This window comes from Pseudomonas solani (genome assembly GCF_026072635.1).
GTDB classification, from domain to species: domain Bacteria; phylum Pseudomonadota; class Gammaproteobacteria; order Pseudomonadales; family Pseudomonadaceae; genus Metapseudomonas; species Metapseudomonas solani.
In genome coordinates, this window is sequence record NZ_AP023081.1 from 5783300 (window position 1) to 5796558 (window position 13259).

A 13259-nucleotide genomic window follows, 5' to 3' on the forward strand; every position below is an offset into this window, starting at 1 on the left:
GCCGCTGAGAAGCTATCTGCGTTGCCATCGCAGCGTTGAAAACAGTCTCGAAATGCTCATCTACAGCTCGTAGACTCCGCTTTCTCGCCTGCTTTCGCCTTGCGCTGGCGGCCTCGCTTACGCTTCTCAGTGGCTTGCCAATCCATTAAGGCTTCACGGAAGCCACCTAAAACGCCGTCCTTGTAGCGCGGCCTCAGGGGCCGAGCAGTTCTTTCAGAATCGCTTCCGGGTCCGCCCTGCGCTGCTGACGATACTCGCCCACATGCTTGACGAAAAGCGTGGCGCGCGTCACGAGACTCTTGCCCAGCACCGGGTTGCGATTGAGTTCTTCTTTGGTCCGCTGGAACTGCGCCTGGATCACCGCATCGGTATAGCGAGTACCGGTCGCCAGGTTGTCAATATAGATCGCCACGGCGCCGTCGAGTGCCGTTTTACCGTTGGCCATCGCACTCTCGTAAAGCTTGACCGAGGCTTCGTCCTTGGCGGTCTTCGCCTGGTCACGGCTCTTCTTCAGGTTGGTCAGGCGGATGTTGTAGTTGTTGATGGTCTCGGCCACCAGTGCAGCGGACTGGATCAGGTTGCCCGCCGCCTCTTCGCGCTGCTTGGCGATCAGCGAAATGTTGCGCTTGAGCTCCTCGTTGACCAGCGCCAGGCGCCCCTGCAATTCGGTGTCGGTGCTGCCGGCGATGATGCTGTCGAGCAGTTGGGTCGGGTCCTGGTCGTCGGCGATCTCATCGGTGAGCGAGGAGGCGCGGCCCTCGGCCTTCCACTGCTCGAACAGGTCCTTGTAGCGCGAACGCGGCGCCGACAGCGCGCCGATGGCGACGCGGAAGCCGGTGGTCTCGTTCTGCTGCTCGGTGCCGTCGGCGGCGAACAGCGGGTACTCGCGACGCATGCCGGTGAACAGGGTCATCTCCCCTTCCAGGTAGTTGCCGCCCTTGACCACGAAGCCGCCGTAGGTGCCCTGCCGACGCCCGGCATGCACCAGCTGGAAGGATTCCTGGACCATCTCGGCGGCGTTGCCGATGACGTCGAACAGGCCGATGGGGTTGGGCTTCTTCAAGCCGATGGGCAGCAGGCGCGCGGCCTGGCCGGTGCCACCGGCGACCTGGTTGTACACCGCCCAGTCGCCCAGCGGGCCGTCACCCTCGGCGCCTTCCTGCTTGCGCGGGAACAGCCGTGCTTCCAGCTCCTGGCGGCTCACCGCATGGGCGCCACGGGCGGCGAACTCCCATTCCACTTCGGTGGGCAGGCGCACGAAACCGACGCCGCCGTCCTCGGCCTTGCTGCCACGCCCGCTGATGGGCAGCAGGTCGCGGTGGTTCTTCAGCAGCCAGGCGCTGTACACGGCGCCGAAACGCTCGGCCTCGAAGCGCGACAGCTTGACCTTGGGCAGACGCGAAGCCATACCCGCCGGTGCCGGCTCGCAGGCCGGCGCCTCACCCTGGCCGGCCAGGGAGGCCGCCTGGGCCATCACCAGGTCGTACTGGCGCTGGGTCACCTCGTACTTGCCGACGAAGTACAGCATCGGCTTCAGCGGCGTGCCCTTCTCCGGCTTCGGCAGGCTGCCGGAAAGCTTGGCCTGCCAGTCCTTGGACAGGTCGGACAGGGTGAACTGGCCGTTGATGTAGTCGCGGCGATAACCGGAGATGAACGACTGCTGGTAGCCGGTCTCGCTCTCGCTGAAGGGGTAGCCGAGGCTCACTTCACGGTCGTCCAGGGTGCCCTTGGCCAGCACGTAGACGTAGCGGAAGACCATCTCGCCATCGCAGGGCAGCGGCAGGCTGACGTCGTCCGGCAGCGGCTTGGGGTTGTACAGCGGGTCCGGGTCGGCGTGCGCCGAGGCCACCGCCAGGGACAGTGAGAATGCGACTGTCAGCAACTTAAACATCACGTAATCCTTCCGAAGCTTCGATTCGGGCCGCACGCCAGCCACCGGTGGCCGCAGCCAATGCGCTGCAGGCCAGGGTCGCCAGCAACGCCAGCAGGTAATGGGAGAACAGCAGGCGGCAGGCGGATTCGCCCGCCGCCGACTGGAACAAGTGGTTGAGCCCGGTCTCGGCGGCGAGGTACAGCACGCCCGCCAGGGCCAGGCTGAAGGTGCCGGTGTAGAGCGCCTGCAGCACCACGAAGCCGACCAGTGCGGCGGTGGAGAAGCCCAGCAGGCGCAGCACCGAGAGTTCGCGGCGCTTGCGCTCCACCGCCGCCAGGGTGCTGGCGGCCATGGCGGCGAAGGCACCGGCCAGGGCCAGCCCGGCGATGATCCAGAACACCAGGGTGAGGTTGCGGCTCAATGAACGCACCTGGGCGATGGCTTCGGCCTGGGTGGCGACTTCCTGATCGTGTTCGGCGAAGTGCAGGCGCAGGGTCTCCACGGCATCGAGGTCGCGGGCATAGAGGCGGAAGCCGGGGTAGACCCGCGCCCGTGTGCCGGCGGCTTCGCGGCCCGGCCAGCCGAAGCGCTCCACGGCCAGGCCGTCGCGGTAGTCCTCCACCGCTTCCAGCAGGTCCAGTCGGGCGAACAGGGCCTGGCGCTGGAAGACCTCCAGGGGCAGCACCGCCTTCACCTTCACGCGGGTGCGCTGGTATTCGGGCGTGCCGGAAACCGAGCGGCCGAAGGCAGCGGTGAGCTCGTCGCCCACCTTCACGCCCAGGCGCTCGGCGGCGCGCTGGCTGAGCACCACCTCGCCGCTGCCCCGGGGCAGCTGCTCGGCTGGCACCAACGGGTCGCCTTCGGCGGTGGGCACCATCTCCACGGTCAGTGGCTGACTGCCGCCGTCAGCGTGCAGGTCAACGGTGGCGGCGATCTGCCGGGTACGCGGCACCACGAAGGCCACTTCGGGGCGCACGGCCAGCGCGGCGATGCTGTCGAGGTTGTAGCGGGCGCCGCCCAGGGGAATCACCTCGCGCACGGCGGGGTCGCGCTCCAGGCGTTCGGTCAGGGTACTGACCAGGCCGTGCTTGAGGCCGAAGAGCACCAGCAGCGGAGCCACCACGGCCACCAGCGCGAGCACCGCACAGGCCGAGAGCCGCGCCTCGTTGCGGTAGTCGTGCCAGGCCAGCGTGGCGAGCAGCCCCTTGCGCATCAGCCGGCCTCCGCCAGGGTGGCGGTGACGCCGCCGTCGACGCCGCGTTGCAGCGCCAGGGGCAAGGGGGTCAGGCCGGCGCGGGCGGCCAGGGCCTGGTCGTGGGTCGCCACCACCAGGCACAGGTCGTGGGCGCGGGCCTGTTCCACCAGCAGCTGCATCACCCGCTCGGCGTTGATGGGGTCGAGGGACGCGGTGGGCTCGTCGGCCAGCAGCAGGCGCGGGCGGTGGGCCAGGGCACGGGCGATGCCGACGCGCTGGCGTTGCCCCACCGAGAGTGCCGATGGGCGCTTGCCGAGCTGGTCGGCGATTTCCAGGTGGGTCGCCAGGTGGCGCACCGTGTCGTCGTCGGGCATGCCCAGCAACGCGCGGGACAGGCCGATATTGCCGGCCACATCGAGATAACCCAGCAGGCCGCCGGTCTGCAGCACGTAGCCGATGCCGCGACCGCGCAGGGCCGCCAGTTCGTCGTTGCGACCCTGCCGCCAGAGCGCGGTGACATCGCGCACGCGCCCGTCCAGCTCGCATTCCATCACCCCGCCGGCATCCGGCGAGAGGATCAGCGCCAGCAGGTCGAGCACCGTGCTCTTGCCACTGCCGCTGGGGCCGACCAGGGCCAGGCGTTGCCCGGCGCGCAGGTCCAGCCTGGGGATTTCCAGGCTGTAGCGCTGGGCGCCCTGCCCCCGCGTCTTGCGCAGGTCGCGAAGCCTGAGCATCAGGGCAGCGTCGACAGCGGCACGCGGTAGAGGGCGTCGCCGGGCGCCGCGTCGCCGAAGCGCACCCAGTTGGCGGTGTCGTTGTGGAAGGTTTCGTAGAGGCGGATCTTCGAGTCCAGCTCGTCGATGAAGTCCTCCTGCTCGGCCACCGACAGCGACAGCCACAGGTCCTGGTTCATGTTCAGCGACTTGCTGCGGTACGGCAGCCCTTCCAGGTACTCGCCGAGGATGCCGCTCTGCGCCAGGTTGCTGCCACGGGTCAGCTTCGAGGGGTCGCGGGCCATGTGCGCACTGGCACTGGCGATCTCCTGGAAGAAGTCCTTGGGCGAGCTCTGGGTGCGGCGCGCGGCGTCGACTATCACCTTCAGCGACTGTTGCAGGTCGTTGAGCTGCAGTTTGGTCAGCAGCACGCAGACCTGGAAGGCCGGCAGCTGCGGGTTGGTCAGGTCGCGGTCGGAGGTCCAGGCGGTCACCAGCTGCGGCGCACGGGCCTGGGACTTGTGGCCGAGGAAGTCCATGTGCATGGCGTAGCCGATGGCGGCGGTCTTGGCGGCGATGCTGTTGCCCGCCACCGGCGCCTCCAGCGGTGCGTCGCTGCGCACCTTGTGCACCAGGTCGGCAAAGACGCTGCCGATCTCGCCGATGCTGTCGCCGAACTTCTTCACGTCGCCGCCGGCCACCGGGATGTACAGGTCACCGATCTGCGGGTTGGCATCGGCGGTGAGGCTGCGGTACTGCTGCTCGGCGAAGCCGTGGTTCTTCTTGCCGGCGTCGGTCTTCAGGTGCAGGGCGTAGATCTTGATCTGCTTGCGCAGCGCCGCCTCGCGGACCTCGGCCTCGTTCATCTGGGTACGGCCCAGGGGGTCGTTCTTGCGGATCGCGCCGGCATCGCTGACCAGCAGGATCAGGCGCCCGCCGTAGCCGCTCCAGTCCATGCCGTCGACCGCTTCCATGACACCGGCGAAGGCATCCTCGTTGAAGTCGTGGCTGGAGACGTTGGTGGCCTTGACCTGCTGCGCCAGTTGCAGGAACTGGTCCGGGTTGCGCCCCTCGTCCAGGCTCACCAGGGTCTTGGCGGTGTACTCCAGGCCCGGCGTCTTGTCGGTGTTGCTGCGGAAACCGACCATGCCGAAGCTGACGCTGTCCAGCTCGCCCCGGGCGGCGATCTGGTTGTGCAACTCGTGCACCACGTCGCGCACGCGGTCGATGTAGGGCTGCATGGACACCGAGGTGTCCACCACCAGCACAATGGCGGTACGGAAGGCATCGGTCTTCGCCGCCGGCGCGCTGCCCTCGCCCTTCACCTGGGGCGTGTCGCCCGGGTCGATGGAGGCGACGTTGAGCAGCTGCACCGGCTGGCCGCTGGCGTCGAAGCTCTCGCGGGAATCGAAGATCGGCAGCAGGTAGAACTGGTCCTGGGGAATGGCGCTGGCGGCCGGCTCGATGGCGACGATCTCGGGGTCGCTGCTGTCGCCGAACTGGGCCTGGTGCACGGCGTTGCGTGCCTTGTTGGAATCGGCGAGGAACAGCTCGACCTGGTCCGGGTCACGCAGGAACATCACCGGCGAGCGGCCGGAACGTTCGGTGAACTTCAGCACCAGGCTCTGCTTCCAGTCGCTGAGCTTGTCCAGGGGCAGCCAGCCATCGCGGTGGCCATCGCTGGAGGCGCCCACTTCCACCCAGGGCGTGCCGCCCACGACCTTGCGCGCGTACACGTAGAACACCGAGAACGCCGGCACCGGCGCACCGTCGGCCTGGGCGCCGGCGGCGCTGGCAAAGCGCGCACCGGGCTTGCTCAGCACGCGTTCGAAAAGGGTTTTCTTGCCGGCCATGATCAACGGCCGGCTGCCGCCGTCCTGGTTGCCCACGGGCTTGGCGTCAGTGCTGGAACCGCTGTCTGCCGGCTTGTCGCCTTCGCCGCCGGTGGTGCCGCTGGCACCGCCATCGACCTGGCCGCCGTCGACCTGGGCCGTGTCGGGCTTGGCCGGCGACTGGTTCAGCCACCAGTAGGCACCGCCGCCGATACCGGCGAGACCGAGCACGGCCAGGCCGGCGGCGGCGATCAGCGGTGCGCGGTTGGGGCCGCTGGAGGGCTGGGCGGCAGCGGCGCTGAGTTCGGTGTCCAGCACCGAGGCGCGCTTGCCCTTCTTGGGCGGCGTGGCCGGGGGTGTCGCCGGCGGCGGCACCTGGGTCGGCGGCGCGGGGGCGTCGAGGGGCGGCATGGTCACCGAGACCGGGGTCAGCCCGGTCATGCCGCTGCCGGTCTGCGCGGCGGGCGGGGTCGGCGGCAGGCCGAGGGGGCGGAACTGGGTGGCGCCGTCGTCGTCCGCCGGGGCCGCTGCGGGCAGCGTCGGCAGGCGGTCGAGGGCGGCGATCAGCGCGGCGGCGTCCGGGTAGCGGTCCTTGGGGTCCTTGGCCAACAGGCGGGTGAGGATCTCCTGGTAGCGACCCTGGGCGATGGGCAGCTCCGGCAGCGGCTCGGTGAGGTGCGCCAGGGCGGTGGACAGCGAGTCGGAGCCGACATAGGGCAGCTTGCCGGTGAGGATTTCATAGAGCACCACGCCCAGGGCGTAGAGGTCGGCGCGGCCGTCGATTTCCAGGCCGCGCGCCTGCTCGGGGCTCATGTAGCTGGGGGTGCCGACGGCGAAGCCGGCCTGGGTGAACTGGGTGCGGTCGTCCAGCGCCTTGGCGATGCCGAAGTCCGAGAGCACCGCGCCGCCGTCGGCGCGGAACAGGATGTTGGTCGGCTTGACGTCACGGTGCACCAGGCCCTGGGCGTGGGCGTAGCCCAGCGCGGAGGCGATCTGACGCAGCCAGACCAGGCCCTGCTCGGGGCTGAGGCCGGCGTTGATGCGCTCCTTCAGCGTGCCGTTGGGCAGGTACTCCATGGCCATGTAGTACAGGCTGCCGACGTTGCCGATGTCGTGGATGGTGACGGTGTGCGGATGCGACAGCCGCGCCAGGGTCTTGCCCTCGCGCAGGAAGCGTTCGCAGAAGCTGGCGTCGGCGGCGAGCGCCGCGGCCATCACCTTCAGCGCGACCTTGCGCTCCAGCGAACGCTGGGTGGCCAGGTAGACCACGGCCATCGCGCCGTCGCCCAGCTCGCGCTCGATTTCATACCCCGGAATTTCTATGTCCATGCTGGTCTTTTTTTCTTTTTCAGGATGCTTTGACGACTACCGCCGTGATGTTGTCCGGCGCGCCCCGGGTCAAGCCCAGATGCACCAGGCTGCGGACCACCTGATAGGGGTCCTCGTGGCCCAGCACTTCACACAGTTCGTGGTCTTCGGCGGTCTTGTTCAGACCGTCGCTGCACAGCAGGAAGCTGTCGCCGGGCAGCACCACGAACCTCGTTTCTTCCACGTCCAGGTCATCCTGGACCCCCACCGCACGGGTGACGATGTTGGCCATGGGATGCACCTTCGCCTCGGCCTCGCTGAGCAGGTGGCTGTCCACCAGTTCCTGCACGTAGCTGTGGTCGCGGCTGATGGGTTCCAGCTTGCCCTCGCGCAGGCGATAAAGGCGGCTGTCACCGGCCCACAGGCAGGTGCCCTCGCTGCCCCGCGCGGCCAGCAGCACCACCGTGCTGCCCATGGTGCTCACCCCGCGATGCTGGGTCTCCGCGCGAACCAGGGTGTTGACGTGTATCAGCGCCGCGCGCAAGGCGTCGACATAGGCATCGAGCCCGTCGCCGTATTGCACGCCGCGAAGGGTATCGACGATCAGGTTGCTGACGTAGTCACCGGCGGCGTGGCCGCCCATGCCGTCGGCGACCACCCAGAGGCCGTTGTCGCCGGCATCCAGGCAGGCGTCTTCATTGACCTGGCGGACCATGCCGACGTGGCTGTGGCTGGCCGAGCGGTATTGCGCAACCGGAGGCAGTGGCATCACAGGCTCCCGAAATCGATCTGCCCGATGCCGGCGGGCTGCTCTACGGCGCCCTCGCCCACCAGGAAGCGGCTGAAATACCGCGTCGGCGGCAAGCCCTGGAATCTCACCAGCTCGGCCGCGACACGCTCTGAACCATGCCCCCACCAGAAACTGCAGCCGTCGCTGGCGATCTGCGCCAGTACCGCCTGTCGCGACTCGCCGCCCTGCACCGCGTAACGCAACGCCCCCACCTCGCTGAGCCGCGCGTCATGGCGCGTGGTCACCAGTGGCGAGCCGAGCCCCTGCACCCCGGCTTCGAAGGCGTCGAAATCCGCCTCCGGCTCCAGGGTGGACAGCAGCAAGGCTTCGGCGCGGTCGAACCAGTCATCGGCGCCACCGACGATGGCACCGAGGTTGGTGCGCTCGTCCAGCAGCACGGCGATGGCCAGCGGGAAGTAGCGGCCGACCCGGTCGATGCTGGGCATCACCACGCCGACCACGGCGTCCCCGCCCAGCAGGTTGGGCGCGATCGCGAACCGCCACAGGGGGCTGACCAGGTAGGCATCCAGCCAGGCAGCGCCCAGCTCGGCCTGGCTCTGCGCCATGCCGGCGGCCAGCCATTGGTCCCAGGCCTCGATGAAGGCCGGCGGCAGGCCGCGATGGATGAAGTCGCCGCGGCCAGCGAGCTTGCCGTAGAAGCCCGCCGTCGTCATAGGCGCTCCGGCAGGCCGAAGCCGCTGACCACACGGCTGCGGAACGGGTTGAAGGCACTGCTGGCGCGCAGCTCGCTGGAGATGCTGGCGTTGTCCACGCGCATGCGCAGGGTGAAGCGGTCCGGCGCGTTGCCTTGGGTCAGGTCCGACTGATCGAGCAGGCGGAACCAGGCCCAGGGGCCTTCCATGGTGATGGCCGAACGGCCGCTGGAGGACGGCGGCGAGATGGTCAGGCGCACCACACCCAGGCTGTTGGGGCTCGGCCACTGCATGGCCACCGGCCGGCTGGGGCCGTGGTCATAGCTGAACTGCTGGCCGTCCAGGTCGAGCTGGAACTGGTCGATGGCGGCATCCATGGCCACCGCCTTCAGCTCGAAGCGCACCATGGGCGTGGTGTTGCCGGAACGGAAGAAGGCGTCGCGGATCTGCGCGGCACGCTGGAAGGTGCCCAGCACGCCGGAGCCGATGCCGAGCTTCTCCGCCGCGCCCGGCTGCCAGCGCCAGGTGGTGGCGGAGGTGTCGACGTAGGGCTGCAGGTATTTGCGGAAGTAGCTGTCCATAACCCCGCCGACGCCGAAGAAGGCGCCGAAGTCGTCCAGGGTGGCGTCGCGGGTGCTGTTGCGGTCCAGCGGGTAGCGGCCGGCCAGGGACTGGCGGTAGACGTTGACCACTTCGGCCGTCCAGGCGGCGTTCAGCTGGTTGCGGATGCCGCCCATCATGGTGCTGGTGGTGGCGCTGACCACGGACTTGACCAGCCCCTGGACCAGCGGCGGCTGGCGCTCGGCACCGAGGCTGACGCGCTGGGCGGCGGCCTGGGCCTGGTTCTTCGCTTCACCCAGCAGGGCGTCGCCGCTGGCACCGCTCATGGCGCTGATCTGCACGTAGAGGGCGTTCATGTCCGCCAGCAGGCCGTCGATGGCCGCCGGTTCGTTGTCGTTCTTGGCCACCAGGCTGTTGAGCTCGGCGAAGTGCGCGGTGATCGGGTCCTCGCTCGGCGCCTGCTGCTGTTGCGGGGCGTCGTCGCCCTGCCCCACCAGGGAGCCGAGGCGATCCTTGAGCTTGCCGACGGTGTCGCTGGTGCCCTTGAGCTTCTCGGCGGCCAGGCGTTCTTCCTTCTGCAGGTCGGTCTCCTTGGCCACCGCTTCGAGCAGCTTCTTCAGCGGCGACTGCGGGCCGGAGAGCACGCGCAGCACGTCGGCGGCCTGGGCGGTGCTGGTGATGGCGACGAAGTCGATATCGGCCAGCAGTGCATCCCATTGGCGCAGGTAGTCCTGGAAGTACAGCTGGCGCACTTCCAGGGCCAGGCTGGCGGCGTCCTGGGTGTCGTCCATGGTGCGGCCGAGTACCCATTGCTCCTCGGCCAGGGTGCCGGACTGGCTCAGGCTGGAGACCATGAACACTTCGCGGTAGCCACGCTGGGTGAAGAAGCCCGACAGCGGGTCGTTGAGCGGCTTGCCGCTCTTGCGCGAGAACACCAGGGCGGCGTCGCGGCCGGCGGCTTCGCTGATGCGGAAGTCCGGCAGGCCCTGGGGCAGCTTCTGGCGTTTGACGCGGTCGTACACGCGCTGGGCGATGGACAGCTGCTGCAGCTGGCGACGGGTGTCCTGCACCAGGTTGTCGTCCAGGCGCACGGCTGGCGGCGCACGGTCGTAGAGCGCGGCCAGGTGCTCGTTGAGCGCCTGGCGCTGCTCGGGCACCAGGTCGCGCGGCAGGCTGCGGTCCCAGTCCAGCGCCACCCAGGCCTTGATGAAGTCGCCGTCGTAGTGTTCCGGGTCGGCGAGCATCAGGTAGGCCTTCAGGCCCTCGTAGAGGAAGTCCGAGGAGCCGCCGCTGCGCAGCTGTTCCTCGATGCGGGCCATGACCCGCGGCGCCATCACCGCGATCAGCAGCTTGCGGTACACGCTGGCGCCTTCGGCACCGAGCATGTCGCCCTGGTAGAGGCCGTAGCCTTCCGCCCAGCTCGGCGCATCGCCGGACACGTTGCGGATGGCATTGAGCAGCGGCAGCACCGCCAGCACGTCGCGCTGCGCCGGGCTCAGGGCCTGCAGCTCACCGTGCAGCGGCTTGACCCGGCCATCGACGGCGGCGATGTAGCTGCGGTTGGCACTGAAGCTGGCGAACCAGATGGCGGCGATGCCCAGGACCAGGATCGCGGTGGCGGCGAGCACGCCACGGGCCATCCATTTGCGCTGGCGCTCGACCTTGGGGTTGGCGCCCACCAGGCCGCGCTCGCCGAAGGCCACTTCGCGGAACAGGCGCTCGATGAAGTAGCTGCGCCCGGTGCCGGTCTGGCGGGCCAGGTGCTGGCGGTCCAGGTTCATGCTCTGCGCCATGGCGCCGATCAGGCGGTCGATGGGGCTGCCTTCCTGGGTGCCGCTGGTGAAGTAGACGCCACGCAGCAGCGCGCGCTCTTCATAGGGGTTGGGCTTGAACACGCCGTCGAGGAAGCTCGACAGCGCATCGCGCAGCGCCGCGAACTGCTGCGGGAAGCCGTAGATCAGGTCGCGCCGCGCGGGGTCGCGTTCCTGCTGCAGGCGTTCCACCAGGCGCTCGTTGAGGCGCTGTTCGAGCAGGGCGAACTCGTTGCCGAACACCGACAGCGGGCCCTCGGCGCTCTTGCCGTCGTCGAGGGCGAAGGTCATGCCCCAGACCTGGGCGCGGTCTTCCTTGCTCAGCGAGTCGAAGAACTCCATGAAGCCCGGCACCAGGTCGAGCTTGGTGAGCATCACGTAGATGGGGAAGCGCACGCCGAGCTGGGCGTAGAGCTCCTGCACCCGGGCGCGGATGGCGCGGGCATGGGCGGCGCGCTCGGTCTCGCTGCCCAGCAGCAGGTCGGACAGGCTGATGGCCACGAAGGCGCCGTCGATGGGTCGGCGCTTGCGCTGGTTCTTCAGCAAATCGAGGAAGCCCAGCCAGGCGGCCTTGTCCACCTGGGCGTGGCTGTCCTGGGTGGTGTAGCGGCCGGCGGTGTCGAGCAGCACGGCTTCGTCGGTGAACCACCAGTCGCAGTTGCGGGTGCCGCCGACGCCACGGATGGCGCCGCTGCCCATCTGCTCGGCGAGGGGGAAGTTGAGGCCGGAGTTGACCAGTGCGGTGGTCTTGCCCGAACCCGGCGGGCCGATGATCACGTACCAGGGCAGCTCATAGAGGTTGCGCCGCTCGTTGCCGCCGAGCTTGGCGCGCTTGAGCAGGACCAGGGCCTCGTCCATGCGTTGCTTGAGGGTGGCCAGCTCTTCGCTGGTGGCCACGCTGGCGGCATCGGGGGCCACGGCGACCAGGCCCTGCATCACCTTGGCGGCGTTGCGCCGCGCCTGGATGATGCGCAGCACGCGCCAGCCGATCCACACCGCGAACAGCAGGCCGATGAGCACCCAGCGCACGGTGGCCGAAGCCAGGGGCTCGACGTCGCCGATGGCGATCAGCGGGCCGACGAACCAGATCACCAGGCTGAGGGCGATCAGGCCCAGCACCGGTATCACCCAGCGGGCGAGGAAACTGAAAAACGCCTTCACTCGACGCCCTCCGCAAAGACTGTGATCTCCACCCGACGGTTGCGCGAACGGCCGTCGGCGGTGTCATTGGATGCGACCGGCTCGGTGTCGCTGCGGCCCTCGGCGCGGAAGCGCTCGGGCTGGCCGCTCTTGGCCGCGAGCACGTCCATCACCTGCTGGGCGCGGTCCTGGGACAGCTTCCAGTTGGACGGGTAGCGCAGCGTGGCGATGGGCCGGTTGTCGCTGTGGCCGGTGACCAGCACATTGCCCTTCACCTTGCGGATGGCCTCGGCGATGCGCAGCAGCAGCGGCTGGAAATCGTCGGCGATGGTGGCGCTGCCGGAGGCGAACAGCTGGTCGCCACGGATGGTCACCACCGAGCGGTCGACGGCGTCTTCCACCGCGACCTTCTGCTGGCGGATCTCCTCGGCGAGGAAGCCGGCCAGGCGCGGGCGCTCGAGGATCTTCGGCTGTTGCGGCGGGCGGTCGATGGTCTGCACCGGGACGTCGCCCAGGGCATGCAGGTTCTTGAACACGGGCTCGGCCTCGGCGGCCAGCTTCAGGCGCATGCCGAACAGCAGCGCCAGGAGCAGCGCGGCACCGATGGCCACGGCCACCCAGGGCGGCAGGAACTGGCGCAGGCGATCACGCGCCACCACCAGGCCGCGCCAGTGCGGCGACAGCTCGCGCTCGATCTCGCCGTGGGTGCTGCGGATGGTCCCGGCGACACGTTCGCGCAGCGCTTCGAGCTGGCTGCGGCCGTCGTTCATCACCCGGTAGCGGCCTTCGAACCCGAGGCTGATGCACAGGTACAGGAGCTCCAGCAGGTTGAGGCGCTGGCGCGGGTTCTGCAGGCAGTGGTCGAGCAGCTGGAAGACCTTCTCGCCACCCCAGGCCTCGTTGTGCAGGGTGATCAGCAGGCTCTGCTTGCTCCAGTCGCTGCCGCTGCCCCAGGGGGTGCTGAGCACGGCTTCGTCCAGCGCGGTGCAGAGCACGTAGCGGCTGAGCATCACCTCGTCCTGGGCGATGCCGGCGGCGCGGGCCTTTTCCTCGAACTGGCGCAGGTAGCCCAGCAGCTGCGCGCGCAGGCTGGCGGGCATCGGGTGGGCGATGGTGTTGCGCAGGCGGGTGAGCAACGCCAGCATCGGGCCGGCGGCGGCTTCCAGGGGGTTGAGGCCCTGGCCGCGTGCGGTGAGCATCGGGCCGGTGGGCGCAGGGCCCGCAGGCGGCGGCGTGGGCGCGTCGTAGCGCGGCGCGGCCGGGTCCGGGCACGGCCACCGGGGCGCGGCATGATCATGGTGCGGTCGTTGTTGCCGTTACCGTTGCCGCCGCTGCCACCACCGGCGGGCGGCCCGCCGAAGGGATCGTCGATTGGATGCATCG

The 13259-nt window shown here is 69.1% G+C and carries 7 protein-coding genes and 1 pseudogene; all 8 read right to left on the bottom strand.

Annotation, left to right across the window (positions count from 1 at the left end):
* Positions 1 to 193 precede the first annotated feature (193 nt).
* A complete protein-coding gene (locus PSm6_RS26125) occupies positions 194 to 1891 on the bottom strand; it encodes a formylglycine-generating enzyme family protein (protein WP_021217494.1) in 1698 nt (565 codons plus the stop codon).
* Positions 1884 to 3086, bottom strand: coding sequence for an FtsX-like permease family protein (locus tag PSm6_RS26130; protein WP_265168689.1), 1203 nt, complete (start codon positions 3084 to 3086; stop codon positions 1884 to 1886). The genes PSm6_RS26125 and PSm6_RS26130 overlap by 8 nt, the downstream gene beginning before the upstream one ends.
* Positions 3086 to 3802, bottom strand: a complete 717-nt coding sequence (locus PSm6_RS26135; protein ID WP_184490496.1) for an ABC transporter ATP-binding protein — start codon at positions 3800 to 3802, stop codon at positions 3086 to 3088. The genes PSm6_RS26130 and PSm6_RS26135 overlap by 1 nt, the downstream gene beginning before the upstream one ends.
* Positions 3802 to 6942 carry a serine/threonine-protein kinase gene (locus tag PSm6_RS26140; protein ID WP_265168691.1) on the bottom strand — a complete coding sequence of 1047 codons (3141 nt, stop codon included), beginning with the start codon at positions 6940 to 6942 and terminating at the stop codon, positions 3802 to 3804. The genes PSm6_RS26135 and PSm6_RS26140 overlap by 1 nt, the downstream gene beginning before the upstream one ends.
* A gap of 19 nt (positions 6943 to 6961) precedes the next feature.
* Complete coding sequence (locus PSm6_RS26145; RefSeq protein WP_021217498.1) at positions 6962 to 7690, bottom strand: PP2C family protein-serine/threonine phosphatase; 729 nt, start codon at positions 7688 to 7690, stop codon at positions 6962 to 6964.
* Complete coding sequence (gene tagF / locus PSm6_RS26150) at positions 7690 to 8385, bottom strand: type VI secretion system-associated protein TagF (protein WP_043247245.1); 696 nt, start codon at positions 8383 to 8385, stop codon at positions 7690 to 7692. Before tagF ends, PSm6_RS26145 begins: the two co-directional genes overlap by 1 nt.
* The gene (gene tssM / locus PSm6_RS26155; RefSeq protein ID WP_265168693.1) at positions 8382 to 11897 is read right to left on the bottom strand and encodes a type VI secretion system membrane subunit TssM; all 3516 of its coding nucleotides are present in this window, start codon (positions 11895 to 11897) and stop codon (positions 8382 to 8384) included. Before tssM ends, tagF begins: the two co-directional genes overlap by 4 nt.
* Positions 11894 to 13257 (bottom strand): annotated as a pseudogene (locus tag PSm6_RS26160) (DotU family type VI secretion system protein). The gene tssM and the pseudogene PSm6_RS26160 overlap by 4 nt, the downstream one beginning before the upstream one ends.
* Between the last annotated feature and the right edge of the window lie 2 nt (positions 13258 to 13259).